This is a genomic window from Pantoea sp. X-Soil-ISGK-275, assembly GCF_059730795.1.
This window is the reverse complement of record NZ_AP035977.1, coordinates 485,552-505,102: the sequence shown is the minus strand read 5'-3', so window position 1 is coordinate 505,102 and position 19,551 is coordinate 485,552. Positions and strand designations below refer to the sequence as shown.

Here is a 19,551-nt window from a genome sequence, read left to right as displayed (position 1 = left end):
CTTATTTGCTTCCATTGCGGGACAGCAACAACACGTCCGGACTTACCTTGACGCCGCTCCTGGCAAGCGAATCAAGGTTGACTGAGAACAGCGTGTGATCTGATTTAAAGATCAGGCAGAAGGCGGCGCCGATGGTACATTCCGCATTGTTCTCAGCCAGGGTCAATACCGCTTTACCCTTGAAACGTTCAAACAGTTCAACCTGTTGTTGCGGAGTCTGATCGCCAAAATAGACCGCATCGCAATGCTGCGTCGCCAGTTCGCTCTCGCTGGAGAGATAAACCACGCTAAACGGTACAGATGAAGGCACTTTGTTTTGTGGCAGCGAAAGATGCTGTGCAGAAGAAAATATGCAAAGCTGCGGCGCACCGGTTAATCCCGGCCAATGGGTAAAACTAATAATGCCGCTGACAATGCGATTGGCTTTATCGTCTTTTATTTCAGCAATAGCTGAGCGAGAAATAAACAGCAGCAGAAAAAGGGCAGTAATGACGATTTTGCAGATGTGGAGCAGGGAAAGCAGCACGTCGGCTTCCCGAAGAATGTGATGTTTACGTAACATACTGCGTTCCCGAAAGTTCTTCGCATTGTTCAGCGCGCAAATATTACCATCGCTGCGGTTAAAAAAGTACACATCTCCCCGGTAGGGTCGCCATTCATGGCGACCTTGCATGCATAAATGCACACCCTGAGAAAATCCCCGCGATATTTGTACCTGTCTCTGCGCGAAATTATTTTATGGATAAGAAGCCAAAAAGGACGTATTTGGCCAAAGTGTGATCCAACACACATTTATTGTCCTGATAACTGATGTGCGTTAAAGCGGCTCAAAACGCTGATGATGGGTAAATTAGCGACAAAACCGCATCTTTCCCTTGTGCTTCCATTAGCAGAGCTTACACATTCCCATCGCAGGCAAATCGCGCCATGAACATGATTTTCGATTGCGAAACAATTCGACATATTTATCGAGGTGAGGCTTTTTCACATTCTGGCAGGATACGCAACATTCAGTACATCCTGGTCACCGTGTCATGCAGTGGTTGTCAAAAAACGCCGTTTTTTTTGCTGTAAAAACCTGTCTGGCCGCCTTTCTGGCACTCTATTTCGCACTCGAATTGAACCTGGATAAACCGGCCTGGGCGGTGACCACGGTTTTGCTTGCGTCGCAGCTCTATTCCGCCTCAACCATTTCAAAATCGGTGTTCCGCCTGCTGGGCACCTTATTAGGTGGCGTATTCGTTTTCTTTATTTTTCCGCCAACCGTGCAGCATCCGCTGCTGTTCTGTTTCTGCATTTCGCTGTGGGTCAGCGTTTGCCTTTATCTGTCGCTGCACGACCGCACGCCGAAAAGTTACGTGTTTATGCTGGCCGGTTACAGCGCGGCGATCATGGGTTTTCCGGAAGTCACCACGCCGCTGTCAATCACCAGCACGGTGATTTCACGTATAGAAGAGATCACACTCGGCATCGTCTGTAGCAGTCTGGTGCATGCGCTGCTGTTTCCGGTATCAATGCGCAGCCTGCTGGAGCAGAGCGTCAGCCACTGGTATCTCAACGCGCGTAAACTGTGCGGCGATTTGCTTTCGGGTATTCCCAGCGACAGCTCGCCCGAGCGTGACGACATTCTGATTCGCATGGCGACCCATCCGCAGCAGGTGGAAGTGCTGATCACCCATTGCGTCTATGAAGGTGATGCCGCGCGGCGACTGATTCGGCTGGTGAGCGTGCAGTATCAACATCTCTCCTATCTGATCCCGACGTTAACGGCCATTGAGATGCGCCTGCAGCGGCTTTCAACACTGCAAGTCGCCTTCCCGGAAAACGTGGCGCAGACCTTTCAGCTGTTTCTGCTGTGGCTCAACGACGGTGAAGCGGTGGGGGAGACCGGCGGCATTCAACAGACGTTGAGCGCGTGTCAGGCTGAACTCAACCTCGCCTGGCAAAACGGCGAATTACCCACCGAAAACTGGCTGCTGTTTACCGGGTTAATGGAACGTCTGGCGGATTTTGTGCGTATTGCGGGTGCTTATCAAAGCGTCGGCGGATTGGTGAGCGATCTGTCGGGCGACACCACATTGGCGCGCGGTAAACGCACGCACCGCTTTTTCGATAAAGGGTTAATCCGGCTGTCAGCGTTAACCGCTTTTTGTGCCACCTTCGGTTCCTGCTTACTGTGGATGGGAACGGGCTGGCGTGATGGCGCATCGGCACCGGTGATGGCAGCGATTCTCTGCTCACTGCTCGCCAGTCAGGATACGCCGCTGACCTCGATGAAGCTGTTTGTGCGTGGCGTGATCGTGGCAATCATTATCAGCGTGATTTACGTGGCGCTTTTGATCCCGCAAGCGACCTCATTCGAAGCCCTGATGATTTGCCTCGCGCCCGGCCTGCTGCTGCTGGCACTGATGATCGCGCGTCCCACCACCAACATGATTGGCCTGAGCGTGGCGATTCAGATTCCGGGCTTTATTGGCCTCGGCCACCATTTAAAACCCGATCTGGTGCTGCTGATCAACAACGCGATTGCCACCATGGCGGGCGTAATGTTTGCAGTGATCATCACCGCCATCATGCGCAACAAACGTCCCTCATGGACTGCGCGCCGCGCCGTGCGACAAGGTCTGCGCGAGCTGTTGCGCTTTATTAAAGAGACCGAGCGCAATGGTTCGTCACTGCTGGGACGTCAACGTTTTATCAGCCTGATGCTGGATAAAGTGAACGTGGTGCTGCCGCGTTTACGCCTCGATCCGCATCCCGATATGCGCTCGGCTGGCATGTTGCTCAAGGAAGTGTGGCTAGGCGTTAACAGCTTTGACTATTACGCGCGCCACAAAGAGTTGCTGCAGCAATATCAGCTGGATAGCGGACAGATGTTTCATGAGCTGGCGCTGTTTCTTAAGCGTCGCCTGAAATCGCTGCAAACGCCGCCGCATGCGGATTTGCAGGAGGAGCTGGATTTACTGCTATTGAAGCTGGAACAACTGGCGAAACACGATGAAAAGGTGCTGACGCCGCTGTTCCATCTGTTCAGTATTCGGCTCTATCTGTTCCCGCAACAAGCATGGCCGATCATTAAGTAGGGTCACCATTCATGGCATGAGTGCGCAGGCCGGGGGCACTTTTGGTCCGGCGGTCCTCGCGCCGCTTACGCGGTCCCTTCACTTCGCTCGTCTGCCTGATGGACCGGCGGAGACGGGACTTCCTTGTCCCGGCTCCGCCTTTCGCCCGCGTCCTGCGGGCTCTCCTGGCTTCCTCGCTTCGTTCAGCGCTGCGGATTGCCTGCCCACAAGCGTCCCCGGCCTGCTCATAAGCTTCAGTGCGCGTTATTGAAAAGGGCACATTTGCCAGAGGCGCTGGCGCGTCTGCTGCGGCAAAATGGCCATTCGCAGCGCTGAGGCTTTTACGTCGGGCCAGGAGCCTCATGCATGGATGCATGAGGCAGTTCGGGGCCGGCCAGGAAGGCCGATCCGCGAACGGTCCGTTGGCACGACATGGAAGCCGAAGGCACCGCGGTAGCGGCGCGAGGACGGCCCGTGACGCAGCAGATGTGTCAGAGCCCGCTACCTATTCAAAGCAAAATGCGTTCTTAACTGAAAAGCATTACGCCATTCATGGCGACCACCTATTTAAATCGCGTCCAGATTCCGCCCGTTGCTGGCGATCACTTGCTTGTACCACCAGAACGATTTTTTGCGGATGCGTTCAAGGCTGCCGTTGCCTTTATCATCACGATCGACATAAACAAATCCGTAGCGCTTACTCATCTCGCCGGTCGAGGCCGCCACCAAATCGATGCAGCCCCACGTGGTATAACCGATCAGCGGAATGCCATCGGCAATCGCGTCGCCCATCGCCTGAATGTGTTCCTTCAGGTAACTGATGCGGTAATCATCGTGAATCTCGCCGTCGGCGTTGATTTCATCGCGCGCGCCGAGGCCGTTTTCCACCAGGAACAGCGGCTTCTGGTAGCGGTCATACATCATGTTCATGGTGATGCGCAGGCCGAGCGGATCGATGCCCCAACCCCAATCGCTGCGTTTGACATGCGGATTGGTCAGCGATTTCACCACGTTGGCGGCGCTGCTGTTTTGCTCGTTCATCTCTGCCGAGGCGCAGCGTGAGGCGTAATAGCTGAAGGAGACGAAATCGACGGTGTGACGCAGCGTGGCGGCATCTTCCGCTTCCATCGCAATCTCCACGCCTTTCTCGCGGAACACCCGCGCGGCATAGGAAGGGTAAGCGCCGCGCGCCTGCACATCGATAAAGAACAGGTTTTCGCGATCCTTCTCCAGCGCCGCCCACACGTCTTCCGGCTTGCACGACCACGGATAGAAATTACCGCCCGCCAGCATGCAGCCAACCTGGTTTTCCGGGTTAATTTCATGGGCGATTTTGGTCACCAGCGCGCTTGCCACCAATTCATGATGTGCCGCCTGATACTTCACCTGCTCCGGGTTTTCGCCCGGTTCGAACACCAAACCTGCGCCAGAAAACGGGCTGTGCAGCAGGATATTGATCTCGTTAAAGGTCAGCCAATACTTCACCAGACCGTTAAATTCTTCAAAGCAGGTACGCGCGTAGCGGCTGAAAAATTCGATCATTTTGCGATTGCGCCACGAACCGTATTCGGTCACCAGATGCATCGGCACATCGAAGTGGCACAGCGTCACCAGCGGCGTGATGCCATATTTCTGGCACTCTTCAAACAGGCTGCGGTAGAAGGCGATGCCTTCCGCGTTGGGCGTCAATTCATCGCCTTGCGGATAAATACGGCTCCAGGCAATCGAGGTGCGGAACACGGTGAACCCCATTTCCGCCATCAGCGCGATATCGTCTTTGTAGCGGCGGTAAAAATCGATGGCGTCATGGCTTGGGTAATATTCATCGCTGCGCAGTGCGAAGCGCTTCTCCTGACCCAGCTTTACCGGCATGCGATGCGCGCCGTGCGGGATCATGTCCACCGTGGTTAAGCCTTTACCGCCCGCCAGATAGCTCCCCTCTGACTGATTGGCAGCTAACGCGCCGCCCCACAAAAATCCCTCTGGAAATGTCACTTCAGACATAAAAACCTCTTTTACACCTTGGATAAATTAACGTTGGCGGGTTTGACATCATCCGTCACCGGCTTTGGCTGTGCGGGCTCGGTAACCGGAATATCTTCAAAGCCGAGAATCAACGTCAGAATGAATGAGAGCACCACCGACAGCACCATCACGCCGCCGACCCACACGATGCTCATCGGATTGGTGGGATCGAAAAACTGCACGCTGGTGAACAAGCCGGGCGAAGCCATCGAATGGCTGGCGAGTCCACCAATACCGGCTACCGCGCCGCAGATAAAGCCACTGATCAGGCTGGCGATCAGCGGTCGTTTCAACCTGACCGCCACACCATACAACGCCGGTTCAGAAATGCCCGCGACAATCGCCGATGCCGCCGCCGCAAACGCGGTTTGACGCAGTTCTGGGTTTTTGGTTTTGAACGCCACCGCCAGCGAAGAACCACCCAGCGACAGATTGGCGCCAATTTCCGACGGCATCACCATGCCTTCTTTGCCGGTTTCAGCAATGGTTTGAATGATGGTTGGCGTAAACACGCGATGCATACCGGTCATCACCAGCAGCGGCCACAGCGCGCCCATGATCGCCACCGACAACCAGCCAAGATAGCCGTGAATGGTGTAAACCAGCGCCGAAATACCGCTACCAATCCAGATGCCGAGTGGTCCGATCAGCACAATAGCGATCGGCGCAGCCACCAGCACAATCAGCATCGGCTTGAGGAAGTTCTTGGTAACCGCCGGCGTAATGCGGTCGATCCAGTATTCGATGTGCGACAGAATCCACGTCATCACCAACGCCGGAATCACCGTGTAGGTGTATTTCACCGCCGTCACCGGGATATAGGCGAATTCCACCGCCTGACCTTGCGCCGCTTTGGCCATCAAATCGACAAAGTTGGGATGCACCAGCACGCCCGCGATGGCAATCGCCAGCGACATGTTGGTTTTGAATTTCAGCGCAGCTGAAGCGGCCACCATAATCGGCAGGAAGAAGAACGCGCCGTCACCAATCACGTTGAGGATGATCAACGTCGAGGAGCCTTTCTCCAGCACGCCGCTCATCTCCAGTACCATCGCCAGCAGCTTCACCATTGAGCCACCAATGATCGCCGGAATCAGCGGCGACATGGTGCCCACCAGCGCATCCAGAATCCCAGCACCGATGCTGCGCAGGGTGATTTTGCGTTTCACAGGCGCCGCGCCGTCGCTGTTTGGCGTGCCAAGCTTCAACACTTCCTGATAGGCGAGGTTCACGTTGTTACCAATGATCACCTGACATTGCGTATCGGTATGCACGACGCCCATCACGCCGGGAATGGCTTTCAGCACGGCGTTATCAATGTGCGCGCTGTCTTTCACCACGAAGCGCAGGCGCGTCATGCAGTGCGTCACCGCTTCGATATTGTTCAGGCCGCCGAGCGCAGCCACGATGGCGCGCGAGACGTCCGCATAATTTTTAGCCATGGATTTTTGATCTCTGAATATTTGGTAGAGGTACAGCGGTTTTCTGCGTGATTTTTAATCATGAGAAACCGGTTTCACAAAATCATGAAGATGTGATGTAAACCAGGCAAGAGATTTAAAATTCAATGATTGAAAGTGTGAAGTTGATCGCTGTGAGTGAAAGGGCGCTGATAAGGGGATGGCAGAAAAATTGCCGTACATTTCGTCGCTTAGGTACACTGATGCGATGAGCATCGAAAAAGAGTGAAACATGGCGACCATAATCGAGGTGGCAAAAGTAGCCGGCGTATCAAAAGCAACCGTTTCGCGCGTGTTGTCTGGCAATGGTTATGTCAGCCAGGAAAAACGCGAGAAGGTGTATCAGGCGATTGCTGCCACCGATTTCCGCCCTAACTTGCTGGCGCGCAATCTGGCAACCAAATCCAGCCAGACGATTGGGCTGGTGATTACCAACACTTTGTATACCGGCAGCTACTTCACCGAGTTGATGCAGCACTCCGCGCGCCTGATGGAACAGCAGGGACGTCAGCTGCTGTTAGTGGATGGTAAACACAGCGCCGAAGAGGAGCGCGCAGCCATTCAGTTCCTGCTCGATTTGCGTTGCGATGGTGTGATTATCTATCCGCGTTTTCTCACCACCGATGAAATGGACAACATCATCGCGCAGCATAAACACCCGATATTGGTGATTAACCGTCGTCTACGACAGCACGACAGTTACTGCATCTATTCCGATCAACAGCGCAGCAGCAGCGCTGCGGTGGAGCAGCTGATTGCGCTGGGTCATCGAGATATTGCCTTTATCACCGGTTCGCTGGATTCGCCGACCGGGCGTGAACGTTTGGCGGGCTACCAGGCAGCGCTGACCAAACATGGTATTCCAATTAATGATGCGCTGGTGGTCGAAGGAAAATGGCAGGCGCAAAACGGCATGGCAGCGGTGGAACAGTTGCTGAAGCAGGGCAGGAATTTCTCAGCGCTGGTGGCCAGCAACGATGATATGGCGGTGGGCGCGCTCAAAGCGCTGGCGGCAGCGCAGATTGCCGTTCCTGCACAAGTGGCGGTGATCGGGTTCGATGATATCCCGCTGGCGCCGTTTACTATTCCGGCGTTATCCAGTGTGAAAATGCCGGTCACAGAGATGATTAAGGAAACCATCGAACGTTTGATTTCTATGCTGGACGGCGGCGAAATGCGCAATGACAAAACCTTCTCTGGCGAATTAATTTTGCGTGAATCTGTTGGGCCGGGACCGCATCACAATCTGTAATTGAAAATTTGAGTTTCTAATTCCATTAATTTAGTCATTGATACTTGATGGAAATAGGATTGTTTCTCCATTAATAAATGGCTTTCTTTTTTAAAGAGACTCTGATTTCAATCTGCTTTAATCAGAATTAGCCTGATTGATTGTAAAACTCTGTCAATGCTAATTTGACTTTACTCATCCAGTCATCTTTCCTGAGGGAATTATGCACGCACGTATAACGCACCTTGATGGTATGCGCGGCCTGGCGATCCTGTTAGTTATCGGTTACCACGCTTACGCACGATGGCCGGAATTATTACCTTATGTCGCGCAAACACAACATATCCCACTTTTCAGCTTTGGCTGGCTCGGCGTAGAACTGTTTTTCATGATTTCAGGATTTGTCATTTTTATGACGCTGGATAAATCCAACAGCTATATCAGTTTCTTGAAAAAGCGCTGGCTGCGGCTGTTTCCCGCGATGTTTATTGCCAGCATGCTGCTTTTCGCGCTAGGCGGTTTCTTCCCGGAATGGTCAGCCATGACGCCGTACGTCAGGAATCTGCTGCCTGGATTGATATTTACCAATCCGGAAACCCTGACACAATTAACCGGCATTGAATTTAAATCAATGGCGGGATCGTTCTGGTCACTGTATGTCGAAGCGGTTTTCTATCTGATTATTGGTGCCGTTTACTTTACTCTGGGCCGGAAATATTGCTTGCCTGCTTTACTGGTGCCAATGTTGCTATTATCCGCTTCGTCGGTATTAAAATCGCTTGGGCATCCGATGCTTATCGATATAATTTCCAAGTTTGGTTTTATACATTATTCCTGGTTTATGGTGGGTTGCCTGGTTTATGAACGTATGCACGGTCGCGATAAACTGTTCCATTACGCGATTGTCGCCGTGGCGATGCTGATTAACTTCGGCTATTTCGTCAAAAATGCTGGCATAATGACAGTCATTCCGTTGCTGATGGTGCTGGTGTTCTTTGTTGCCAGTTTCTACTCAAAGCAGATGGAGCGCTGGCTTTCGATACGCTTCCTGACGGCTGTTGGATTTGCCAGTTACGCATTTTATCTGATTCATGAAAACCTGATGATCGCCACGCTGATTAAACTTAACCTCTATATCAAGAGTGAAGTTGTCATGCTGCTGATGCCTATCGTGGTGGCCTGCGTGTTGTACTACATTGCTTTCCTGATAACAAAATATGCCGAACCGGCACTGCGAAATATGCTAAAGGGGAAACGCATCCCCGCAGCGCCGCAATCCGGCGCAGGAGCGTAATCTCACTAATTTCCATACATATCAAATCGTAGGGTCGCCATTTATGGCGACCTAAATAATTTTCGCGCAAAGCATTAAATTCATTAAACCCAGACATCAATTGCTGGAGAAAGTAGTCGCTGTCTGCGATTAGCATGACGATGCCCATCACACTTCCTGCATTTTCCAGATCGTTTTTATAAGTTATTTTGAAAAATGATAACCTCGTCAAAATAATCCCACAGATATTATCGCGAATTAAGCTCGCGCATAGTTCAAATCTGTTTTCGCCTTATCAGTTGTGATGAAGTGTTCAACGATATGTCCATCTTCTGCCCATCATTTAGTATTTTCCTCGTTGCTTATCTCTCGTATAAACGTATCCATGGTGGGTAACGGTGAAAAACAACCAAGGGCGTCAAGAATGACAGCACTGAACCAACGACAAAACGGAATTATTGATTTTCTGATCGCAGAGAATGATTGGGTTCCGGCGAATCGGGTTGCTGAATCTCTCGATATTTCTGTCAGTACGCTGCGAAGAGATATTGAAGTTATCAATGAATTTTGTTCTGACAATCAACGTCGCATTATTAGTAAGCCAGGATTAGGTTTGCGCTTTGATGGCGGATCGGTTTTCTCGCGCGGCACATCAGTTGTCTCTGAACAGCATCATGAAATATTGGGCACTAAACGCCTGGTCGGCATTTCTACTGATTTATTGACGCAATCACCCGCGCCATTATCACTCAGCGCGCTGTCGGAGAAATTTTTTGTCAGCCGATCTTCAATTGTGGAAGATTTGAAAAAGGTCGATGCCTGGCTGGCTACATTCGCTTTGACGTTGATTCGCGACCATTCAGGCACCTATATCCACGGTAACGATCTGAATATACGTATGGCGTTAAAAGATATCATCACCGTAAGTGTATTAAGTCAGTATCAAACAGCGGATAGCCGAATTGACCGTTTTTCCAGAACAAAATTAGTCGATCAATTTGGCAAGGTGAACGTGGATAATTGCATCTCGCTCATTGGTTTAATTGAAGATGAATTAACCTGTGCCATCAGTGAGCCTTATTACACCAATCTCTTTTCACATCTGCTGGTGACGATTCGACGTGCGGCGGGCCTTACGGCGCAATCGGACGTACAAACCTATACGCGACACGAGGGCAAGGAGTGGACGATTGCCGAGAAAGCCGTGAGCTGGTTGCAGGATGAGTACCGAATGATCTTACCGGCGATTGAAGTGAGTTATATCTATCAATATCTGATTTCATCGGGCCGCCATACGCTGACGTCAGGCGATAGCCTTCCGTTACCACTCAACAGCGAAGCCGATCGCTACGCAGATGGGCTGATTCGTGAATCATCAGAAGATTTAGGCCTCGACCTTAGCCTGGATAAGAAACTGCGTCACGATTTAGCTCAGCATATTAAGCCTATGCTCAATCGACTTGCCTATGGCATCGCTATCCATAATCCATTGCTGGATGAAATTAAAAGTGAGCTGGGTAGCGCCTTTAATGCGGTAAAAAAGGCAGCTGACCGTATTAATCAAAAATATGGCTATGCGGATATCTCGGATGATGAAGTGGCTTATCTGACGATTTACCTACAAACCGCGCTGGATAAATTCCGTGCTGCTAAGAAGATCATTATCGTTTGCTCCAGTGGTGTAGGAACATCGCAGTTGTTATCCAGTCGTATCAATCGTGCGTTTCCCGAATGGGAAATTATTGCCATCGTTCCCGGCAGTCAGCTCTCGAGCACACTGGAAATGAAGGCGTGCGATTTAATTATCTCAACCATCAAATTAGAGGATGTTGAGTTACCGGTTGCCTATGTCTCGGCAATTTTCTCTAAGAAAGATATTGCGCGAGTTTCAGAAAGACTTTTTTCTGATGAAAATATGAAGGAGAAACATCATGCTGGATAAAGTGATCGTGTCAGATATTTTAACCCGCTCATGTGTGGTTACTGATTTAGTGGCGAGTAATAAAATTGAGGTGATTGAGGCACTATCGTCGCTGCTTTATGCTGAGAATATTATTAATGATAAAGCCTTATTTATTCAGGATGTGATGGCGCGAGAAGCGCTGGGGCCAACTGGATTTGATAATCAGGTGGCGATACCTCACGGTAAATCGGTGGCAGTGAATGAAACGCGCATGGCGGTGGCTAATTTACGCACGCCGGTTGACTGGGAAACTGAAGAGGACGTAGCGGTAAAACTGGTGATTTTATTTGCGGTACGCAATTCCGATAGCGGCATTGGTCATATTAAAGTATTAGCCCGTGTGTCTGTGGCATTGGGTGATGATGAGATTGTTGAACGATTAATTAATGCCAAAACCAACGAAGAGTTGTATCGGCTAATCGTCAATAATACCGGAGTATAAACTTTTTACCTGGAGTTTATAATGAAACTGATCGCTATTACCGCCTGTCCGACAGGCGTCGCCCACACTTACATTGCAGAAGCCAATCTGAAAAAAAGTGCAGCGAAGATGGGCATCGACATTGTAGTTGAAACCCACGGCGCGGTGGAGAGTGAATATCACTTCACTCAGGATGATATTAGCCAGGCGGATGCAGTATTGATCGCTGCCGATAAAGTCATCGATTTACGCCGATTTAAGGGAAAGCGCATATTTAAAGTACCGGTGGCGCGCGCGGCGAAAGATGCCAGCGGATTATTGAGCAATATCATGAGCGGCGCGCTAAAGCCGGAGATGAACAGCAATAGCGAAGCGCTAAACAGCGATGATAGCGAGACGCAGAGCGGAAAATCCACCTTGTCGCAGCTCTATATTCATCTCATTACCGGCGTGAATCTGATGATTCCGTTTGTGATAGCCGGAGGCATATTAATTGCCCTCAGCTTTTCCTTTGGTATTACTGCAGCAACGCCAGGCGATGCGAATTTCAGTCCGATTGCGAAAATGTTGTCTGACATTGGTGGCGGTGCGGCTTTCGCGCTGATGTTGCCGATTCTGTCGCTCGGCATCAGTAAATCAATCAGTGGCAATCTGGGTATTGTGTCTGGCGCGGTCGGCGGCATGCTCGCAGTGCACACCGGTGCGGGCTTTCTTGGGGCGCTATTTGCCGGCTTCCTCGCCGGATATATCACGTTGCTGGTAGTGAAATATATTCATCTGCCTAAGGCGATTGCGGGTTTAAAACCGATTTTGATTGTGCCACTGCTTACGGTGTTATTAACCGGCGCATTAATGATTTTAGTTATCGGTCAGCCCATCAGAATGTTGCTGGAAGCGCTGACCGCTTTCCTGCAAAGCATGGGCAACATGAATGCCGCCATTATGGGGTTAATGATTGGCGTAATGGTCGCATTTGATATGGGCGGCCCGTTAAACAAAACCGTGTGCATGTTTGCCATCGGGTTAATGTCCACCGGCATTTATGAACCTATCGCCGCCTGTATGGCGGCTGGCATGGTTCCGCCATTAGGCATTGCGCTGGCTACCACGCTGTTTGGCCGCAAATTCACTGCTCAAGAGCGCGAAACCGGCAAAGTCACCTATGTATTAGGACTGTCATTTATCACTGAAGGCGCAATTCCCTATGCGGTTTCCGATCCGCTGCGCGTGATTCCCGCAATTTGTGCCGGTTCAGGTTTAGCGGGTGCGCTCTCCATGGCGTTAGGTTGCGCTTCACGCGCACCGCACGGCGGCGTGTTCGTCCTGTTTATCCCCAATGTGATTACACATGTATTGGCCTATATGTTTGCGATTGCTGCGGGTGCGGTTTTCACCGCGGTAATCCTGCGATTTATTAAGAAAGACGTAAATGAAACCCTTACCGAAGGAGTGAATGATGTTAATCAACATGAAGAATCTTTTGAGCGTGGCTAAGAATAATAAGTTTGGTGTCGGCGCTTTTAATATCGCCTCCGCTGAGTTTGCTCGCCTGGTAATTGAAGTGGCGGAAGAACTTAAATCACCGGTTATTCTGGAAGTACACCCGGTAGAACATGATTTCGTGGGTGATGCTTTTATTGTTTATCTACGTGAGTTAGGCGCTAAAGCCAGCGTGCCGGTGGTGATTCATCAGGATCACGGTCAATCGCTGGAGCACAATATTAAAGCCATTCAAACCGGCTACACCTCGGTGATGATTGATGCTTCATTACTGCCGTTTGAAGAGAATATTGCGCTGACGCGTAAAATGACGGAAATCGCCCACGCCGCGGATGTGTCAGTGGAAGCGGAGTTAGGCACCATCGGCGTAGCGGAGGGGAGTGCGGAAGGCGGCCACAGTGAAATCCTCTTTACCGATCCCGATCAGGCAGAACGCTTTGTCAAAGAGACCGGCGTGGATACCTTAGCGGTTGCTATTGGTACATCGCACGGGCTTTATCCAGCCGGTAAACAACCAAAGCTGGATATTCCCCGCTTGAAAGAGATTGCCGCACGCGTGGATATTCCGCTGGTATTGCATGGTGGTTCCGGCAATAAAGACAGCGAAGTTGCCGAAGCTATTGAACATGGCGTCAGTAAAATCAATATTTCCAGCGATATGAAGAAAGCCTTTTTTGTCATGCTGGAAGATGAGATTAAACGCGGTGGGCATGAACCGAGTGAATTGTTCCTGAAACCGATTGCCGCTGCAAAAGAGGTGGTCGCGCATAAGATGCGGTTGTTCTCTTCAGTGGGTAAAGCCGAACTCTATGGCTGAATGTACGTAGGGTCGCCATTCATGGCGACCCTTACCAAAACCGCATCAAGCATCCGCTAACGCGTTCATCACTGCATCAGGCATGGAAGGGCGTCCATTCTGCAGGCAGGTGGCAACAAACGTCGCATCGGCATATACCACGCCATTCACCAGAATCTGCTGCACAAAATTCACGCGATTGCGTTTCTCATTCTTCCCCAGCACGCAGGTCACTTCAACCTGGTCACCTTTTACCAGGCTCTTACGAAAGCGCAGGGAATACTCCAGCACCATGTAAATTTTGCCCTGCTTAAACTCTTCTTCCATATCGATACCCAGGGCTTCACGCATGTAAGCATGGCGCGTCCACTCCATATAAAACGGATAGTAGAGGCCATCGACCACGCCCTGAAAATCAATGTGTTTTTCATCAACCTCATACTGCTTTGTAAACATTTTTATATCCTTATCTGAGAGTTAGCTGAAGAAGGAGGGTGGTATACCGCAGAACGCGCGCCCGGTAAACGCCGGTTAAGCGGCTGGTGATGATGATCACAATTTAATGCTAAAAATCATCACCGTGAGCTCCTTCGGATTTTTTAAAGCAACACCTCGGTTAATGCTGTTTTCGCTGCCACGCGTGGGAAGGTATACCTTGCGCAAACCCTTTTCGCATAGCAGGCAAGCATGACCACACATACTCGCATCCGTAAATTCAACACCAAAGAAACCTATCCCAATCAGGCGCTGGATAACGATCTCTGTCAGGCGGTGCGCGCGGGCAACACCGTGTATGTCCGTGGACAGATTGGCACTGACTTTGCGGGCAATCTGGTGGGATTAGGCGATCCCGCCGCGCAAGCCGATCAGGCGATGAAGAACGTTAAACAGCTACTGGAAGAAGCGGGTAGCGACTTGTCGCACATCGTTAAAACCACCACCTACATCATCGACCCACGTTATCGCGAGCCGGTGTATCAGGTGGTGGGTAAATGGCTGAAAGGTGTGTTCCCAATCTCTACCGGCTTGGTGATTTCCGGTTTAGGTCAGCCGCAATGGTTGATGGAAATCGATGTGATCGCGGTAATCCCAGACGACTGGCAAGCGGAATAAGAGGCGGGAGACGATGACGTTATCCATTGTGGGACGCTGTGACGAAACCGGCCAAATCGGCATTGCCATTAGCTCATCCAGCATTGCGGTGGGTGCACGTTGCCCATGGCTACGCTCAGCGGTAGGCGCGGTATCAACTCAAAACATCACCTTACCGGCGTTAGGTCCGCGCATTCTTGATCGCCTGCAACAAGGCGATAGCGCAGAAGCCGCGCTTAAAGCCGGTTTGGCCAGCGATGAATATCACCATTATCGCCAGGTGACGGTGTTAGCCGCGAATGGCCAGACCGCCTGCTTTAGCGGCGATAAAACCCTTGGCATTAATAACACGCAAACCGGTCATCACTGCGTGGCGGCGGGTAATTTGCTGGCTAACCCTGAGGTGATTCCGGCAATGGTAGGCGCCTTCGAGCAGCATTCCGGCCATTTAGCTGAGCGCTTAATCGCGGCGATGCAGGCGGGCATGCAGGCCGGCGGTGAAGCGGGGCCGGTGCACTCCTCGGCATTGTCGATCGTTGATGATCAGGTGTGGCCAATTGTCGATCTGCGCGTTGACTGGACGGAAGGCGATGCGATTGGCGAACTCAACCAGCTGTGGCTGGCCTATCAACCGCAAATGAACGATTACGTGACGCGCGCCATCGATCCAACGAAGGCACCCCGTTACGGCGTGCCGGGCGACGAGTAGGAGTTCCCATGTTTACCAGCCGACAACTGCTTGAAAAGCTGGTGGCGTTTGACACCACCAGCCGTGAATCCAACCTGGCATTGATCGATTTCGTCTGGCGATACCTGAGTGATCTGGGTGTGAGCTGTGAGCTGATCCACAACGCAGAACGCAGTAAAGCCAATTTGTATGCGCGCCTTGGGCCCGCTGGCGATGGCGGCGTGATGCTGTCCGGCCACAGCGATGTGGTGCCGGTGGATGGGCAAAACTGGAGCGTGCCGCCGTTTGTACTGACCGAACGTGATGGCAAGTTATACGGCCGCGGCACCACCGATATGAAAGGCTACATCGCCTGCATGCTGGCGGCAGTGCCCCATTTTCTGGCACAACCCCTTACACAGCCGCTGCATCTGGCGATCTCCTACGACGAAGAGGTCGGCTGCCTTGGCGTGCGCACTTTGCTGGATGCGCTGGCGCAGCGCCCGGAAAAACCGGCCATCTGCCTGATCGGTGAACCTACTGAACTGCAACCGGTGCTGGGTCATAAGGGCAAATTGGGCGTGCGCTGTGAAGTGAAGGGTGCGGCTTGCCATTCGGCCTATGCGCCGCAGGGCGTCAATGCCATCGAATATGCCGCGAGATTGATCCAGCAGTTAACGGCGATTGGCGAGCGGAAGGCACAACATCAGGATTCTCGTTTTGATCCGCCATTTACCACCGTACAAACCGGCATCATCAGCGGCGGCCGCGCATTGAATATAGTGCCCGCCGAATGCGCCTTTGATTTCGAAGTGCGCACCTTGCCGCAGGATGATGCGCAAGCCATCGCCGATGAGCTGGATGCGTTTGCGCAAACAGAGTTGGTGCCACGCATGCAGGCCATCGCAGCGGACAGCGCGATCCGTTTTTATCCGATCAGCGGCTATCCAGGATTATTGACTGATGCCCAAAGTGAGGCCGCGCGACTGATCGCCTATTTAACTCAATCCAGCGACTTCAGTACCGTCGCATTTGGCACCGAAGGCGGTTTATTCCATCAGGCCGGTATTCCCAGCGTGATTTGTGGGCCAGGCAGCATGGCGCAAGGTCATAAACCCGACGAATTCATCAGCATCGCGCAGTTAGATGCCTGTGACGCCATGTTGCAACGCTTAGCCGCATGGATGAGTCAATAATTTCCGTGACGTTGTCACGCAAGACAGTTTTGGAGAGTTCATGGTCAGTGCAGAAATTACCCGATTCCCGCAGCCCGATATGCCGCATCTATCAGCGAAAGCCAGTAACGTCGCCGTGCAGTTAGATGGCGTGCTGAAAAGATTTGGCGACGCTATCGCGCTGCACAAAATTTCCCTGACCATTGAAGAAGGGGAATTTATAACGCTGCTCGGCCCGTCGGGCTGTGGCAAAACCACGCTGCTAAACCTGATGGCTGGTTTTGCGGAAGCCGACGGCGGCGAGATTTTTATTGATGGTGAGTTGGTGACCGAAATTCCACCTTACCAGCGTGAAATCGGCATCGTATTCCAAAACTACGCGCTGTTCCCGCATATGACGGTAGAGAAAAACGTCGGGTACGGCCTGCGTATGCGCGGCGTGCCTAAGGCCGAAATCGCCGAGCGGGTTGAGCAAGCATTAGCCTTGGTCAAGCTGGCAGGTTACGGCCATCGCAAGCCACGTGAACTCTCCGGCGGACAACAGCAGCGCGTGGCGCTGGCGCGTGCGCTGGTGATCCGGCCCAAAGTCTTGTTGCTGGATGAGCCGTTTTCCGCGCTGGATAAAAATCTGCGTTTATCAATGCAGGTCGAACTGAAAGCGATCCAGCGCAAATTGGGCGTCACCACGGTGTTTGTCACTCACGATCAGGGCGAAGCGCTGAGCATGAGCGATCGCGTGGTGGTGATGTCAGCGGGGCACGTGCGCCAAATCGGTACGCCAGATGAGATCTATCGCCAGCCGCGCGATCCTTTTGTGGCGGGCTTTGTCGGTGACGTCAATATTCTGCCGGGACGTTATGCTGGACGCGATCACGCGGCGGTGCTTGAGCTGGGGGGCAACGCGCTGCGTCTGCCACCAGAGCGTGTTCAGGCGAATGTTGGCGAGCGTCTGGATGTGTATGTGCGCCCGGAAAACATTCAGTTGGGGCCGCTGTCTTCGCACTCCTTCCTGAGCGCCACGGTGATCACCCATGTGTTTCAGGGCGATCACGTTGACGTGCATCTTGATGTGCCGGCGCTCGGCAGCGCATCGCTGTTTGCGCGTCAGTCTGGGCTCGATTCCCTGACGCGCTGGCCGGTTGGCAGCGTGCTGGGAATCACCTTTGATGATGAAGGCGTGTGCGCTTTTACCACCGCTAAGCAGGGATAAGCTCCGATGTTGCCTGAAATGATGAAAGCAGTAATAGCCAGCCAGCCGGGTGGCGCAGAGGTTTTAACGGTTGTGGAGCGTGCTGTGCCACAACCTGCGGCGGGCGAAGTGCTGATTCGTGTCGCCAGCGCGGGTGTTAATCGTCCGGATATTATGCAGCGCAACGGTATGCCCATTCCGCCGGGATCGACAGATGTGTTAGGTCTGGAAGTGGCAGGTGACGTGGTGGCGTTGGGTGCAGACGTTATTGGCTTCGCCATCGGTGACGCGGTGATGGCGCTGCTCAACGGTGGCGGTTATGCCGAATATTGCGTGGCGCGCGCTGAGTTGTGTTTGCCGCTGCCCGATAATCTGCCGTTGTCGCATGCCGCAGGCGTACCCGAAGCGGCGTTTACCGTGTGGCACAACCTGTTTGAGTTGGGGCGCTTAGCACCCGGCGAAACCGTGCTGATTCACGGTGCTGCTAGCGGCGTCGGCACTTTTGCCATTCAATGTGCGCAGGCCTGTGGCGCGCGTGTGATTGCCACCGCAGGCGGTGCTGAAAAAATCGCAGCACTGCAACAGATTGGCGTCTGGCGCGCCATTGATCGTCATAAAGAGGATTTTGTCGCGGCGATTGCAGCGGAAACCGCAGGTCGTGGCGTGGATGTGGTGCTGGATAACGTCGGCGGTGATTACGTGGCGCGTAATCTTAGCGTATTAGCGCAGGGCGGACGTCATGTGAGTTTGTCATTTATGCAGGGCGCGAAGATCGAACTCGATCTGCAATTGGTGATGCGAAAAGGATTGAGTTTGACTTCTTCCACGCTGCGCCCCAAAAGCGCGGCTGAAAAGGCGCGCCTGGCTGAGTGCATCCGCAAGCATCTGCTGCCGCTCATCGCCGCAGGCAAAATCGTCCCCACGCTGCATCAAGTTTTGCCGCTGGCGCAGGCGGCCGATGCGCATCGCATCCTTGAAGCCAACGCCAACATTGGCAAAGTGCTGCTCAGCGTGGATCAGCCGGGAGCGCTGACATGATGCGACTGTTTTACGCCACTACATCCGCTTATGTGCGCAAAGTGATGGTCACTGCACATTGTCTTGGGCTGACTCATGAGATTGAGCTGTTAGATTCCGCGGCACATCCGATTGAACGTGACGAGCGCATTGCCACCTTTAATCCGTTAGCTAAAGTGCCGGCGCTGCGCACGGAAGAAGGGTTGTGCCTGTACGACAGCCGTGTGATTTGTGAATACCTAATTACTCGCGCGCAGGGCGATTTGTTGCCATCGCACGGTGACACGCGTTGGATCACCTTATCGCGGCAGGCGTTAGGCGATGGTTTGGTCGATGCCGCTTTGCTGGCGCGTTATGAATTCAGCGCGCGTCCAGCGGAAAAGCAGTGGCAAGGTTGGGCCGATGGACAATTGAAGAAAGTCAGTGCCGCGTTGGCGGAAATTGAACGCCATGTTAGTGGTTTTAGCACTCAGCCTGACAATCTTGGTGTGATTGCTATCGGCTGCGCGCTCGGTTATCTCGATTTCCGCTTTGCCGACCTTAACTGGCGAACAAACCATCCGCTGACTGCCGCCTGGTTTGCCCTGTTCGATGCCCATCCAGCGATGGCCAGCACGCGCCCACATTGATCCCTGTAAATCGTCATTCGGTCACCATAAATGGCGACCCTACGAATAACA

At 52.4% G+C, this 19,551-nt stretch carries 17 protein-coding genes; 13 read left to right on the top strand and 4 right to left on the bottom strand.

All coding sequences use genetic code 11. From position 1 onward, the window contains the following. Position 1: 1 nt before the first annotated feature. The gene (gene yfiR, locus AC6I8A_RS21715) at positions 2-673 is read right to left on the bottom strand and encodes a regulatory sequestration protein YfiR (RefSeq protein WP_256698652.1); all 672 of its coding nucleotides are present in this window, start codon (positions 671-673) and stop codon (positions 2-4) included. A gap of 361 nt (positions 674-1,034) precedes the next feature. Between yfiR and AC6I8A_RS21710 the strand changes: the two genes are divergently transcribed. After that, positions 1,035-3,083: an FUSC family protein gene (locus AC6I8A_RS21710; protein WP_265296692.1), complete on the top strand. Its 2,049-nt coding sequence runs from the start codon at positions 1,035-1,037 to the stop codon at positions 3,081-3,083. Positions 3,084-3,629: 546 nt separating this feature from the next. On the opposite strand, the gene AC6I8A_RS21705 is transcribed toward AC6I8A_RS21710, so the two are convergent. Together AC6I8A_RS21705 and ascF are read right to left on the bottom strand one after the other, a co-directional pair. After that, positions 3,630-5,066, bottom strand: coding sequence for a 6-phospho-beta-glucosidase (locus AC6I8A_RS21705; protein ID WP_497819152.1), 1,437 nt, complete (start codon positions 5,064-5,066; stop codon positions 3,630-3,632). 11 nt (positions 5,067-5,077) lie between these two features. Continuing rightward, positions 5,078-6,529: a PTS cellobiose/arbutin/salicin transporter subunit IIBC gene (ascF, locus tag AC6I8A_RS21700; protein WP_265296695.1), complete on the bottom strand. Its 1,452-nt coding sequence runs from the start codon at positions 6,527-6,529 to the stop codon at positions 5,078-5,080. A 250-nt stretch (positions 6,530-6,779) separates the two neighbouring features. Between ascF and AC6I8A_RS21695 the strand changes: the two genes are divergently transcribed. The 6 genes from AC6I8A_RS21695 to AC6I8A_RS21670 all read left to right on the top strand — a co-directional run bounded on the left by AC6I8A_RS21695 (position 6,780) and on the right by AC6I8A_RS21670 (position 13,752). Further along, positions 6,780-7,799, top strand: coding sequence for a LacI family DNA-binding transcriptional regulator (locus tag AC6I8A_RS21695; protein WP_256698656.1), 1,020 nt, complete (start codon positions 6,780-6,782; stop codon positions 7,797-7,799). 202 nt (positions 7,800-8,001) lie between these two features. Then, complete coding sequence (locus AC6I8A_RS21690) at positions 8,002-9,072, top strand: acyltransferase family protein (protein WP_497819151.1); 1,071 nt, start codon at positions 8,002-8,004, stop codon at positions 9,070-9,072. A gap of 403 nt (positions 9,073-9,475) precedes the next feature. Then, positions 9,476-10,993 (top strand): BglG family transcription antiterminator, encoded by a 1,518-nt coding sequence (locus AC6I8A_RS21685; RefSeq protein ID WP_497819150.1) that lies wholly within the window; start codon positions 9,476-9,478, stop codon positions 10,991-10,993. Continuing rightward, positions 10,983-11,456 carry a PTS sugar transporter subunit IIA gene (locus AC6I8A_RS21680; RefSeq protein ID WP_497819149.1) on the top strand — a complete coding sequence of 158 codons (474 nt, stop codon included), beginning with the start codon at positions 10,983-10,985 and terminating at the stop codon, positions 11,454-11,456. Before AC6I8A_RS21685 ends, AC6I8A_RS21680 begins: the two co-directional genes overlap by 11 nt. Before the next feature lie 21 nt (positions 11,457-11,477). After that, positions 11,478-12,929, top strand: a complete 1,452-nt coding sequence (locus tag AC6I8A_RS21675) for a PTS fructose transporter subunit IIC (protein ID WP_265296699.1) — start codon at positions 11,478-11,480, stop codon at positions 12,927-12,929. Further along, positions 12,892-13,752 (top strand): ketose-bisphosphate aldolase, encoded by an 861-nt coding sequence (locus tag AC6I8A_RS21670; RefSeq protein WP_265297375.1) that lies wholly within the window; start codon positions 12,892-12,894, stop codon positions 13,750-13,752. Before AC6I8A_RS21675 ends, AC6I8A_RS21670 begins: the two co-directional genes overlap by 38 nt. Before the next feature lie 45 nt (positions 13,753-13,797). Here the strand turns inward: AC6I8A_RS21670 and AC6I8A_RS21665 are convergent, their stop codons facing one another. Further along, positions 13,798-14,187 (bottom strand): acyl-CoA thioesterase, encoded by a 390-nt coding sequence (locus AC6I8A_RS21665; RefSeq protein ID WP_479490579.1) that lies wholly within the window; start codon positions 14,185-14,187, stop codon positions 13,798-13,800. A 231-nt stretch (positions 14,188-14,418) separates the two neighbouring features. On the opposite strand from AC6I8A_RS21665, the gene AC6I8A_RS21660 reads away from it, so the two are divergent. Genes AC6I8A_RS21660 through AC6I8A_RS21635 form a run of 6 tightly spaced genes read left to right on the top strand, consistent with a single transcriptional unit; the run spans position 14,419 to position 19,500 of the window. Then, a complete protein-coding gene (locus AC6I8A_RS21660; protein WP_256698661.1) occupies positions 14,419-14,844 on the top strand; it encodes a RidA family protein in 426 nt (141 codons plus the stop codon). Between the two features lie 13 nt (positions 14,845-14,857). Then, complete coding sequence (locus AC6I8A_RS21655) at positions 14,858-15,532, top strand: DUF1028 domain-containing protein (RefSeq protein ID WP_265296700.1); 675 nt, start codon at positions 14,858-14,860, stop codon at positions 15,530-15,532. Positions 15,533-15,540: 8 nt separating this feature from the next. Continuing rightward, positions 15,541-16,686, top strand: coding sequence for an acetylornithine deacetylase (gene argE / locus AC6I8A_RS21650; protein ID WP_256698663.1), 1,146 nt, complete (start codon positions 15,541-15,543; stop codon positions 16,684-16,686). A 40-nt stretch (positions 16,687-16,726) separates the two neighbouring features. Next, on the top strand, positions 16,727-17,875 hold the full coding sequence (locus AC6I8A_RS21645; RefSeq protein ID WP_256698664.1) for an ABC transporter ATP-binding protein: 1,149 nt from the start codon (positions 16,727-16,729) through the stop codon (positions 17,873-17,875). A gap of 6 nt (positions 17,876-17,881) precedes the next feature. Further along, positions 17,882-18,892 (top strand): NAD(P)H-quinone oxidoreductase, encoded by a 1,011-nt coding sequence (locus AC6I8A_RS21640; RefSeq protein ID WP_497819148.1) that lies wholly within the window; start codon positions 17,882-17,884, stop codon positions 18,890-18,892. After that, complete coding sequence (locus AC6I8A_RS21635) at positions 18,889-19,500, top strand: glutathione S-transferase (protein WP_256698666.1); 612 nt, start codon at positions 18,889-18,891, stop codon at positions 19,498-19,500. Before AC6I8A_RS21640 ends, AC6I8A_RS21635 begins: the two co-directional genes overlap by 4 nt. The last annotated feature ends 51 nt before the right edge of the window (positions 19,501-19,551 follow it).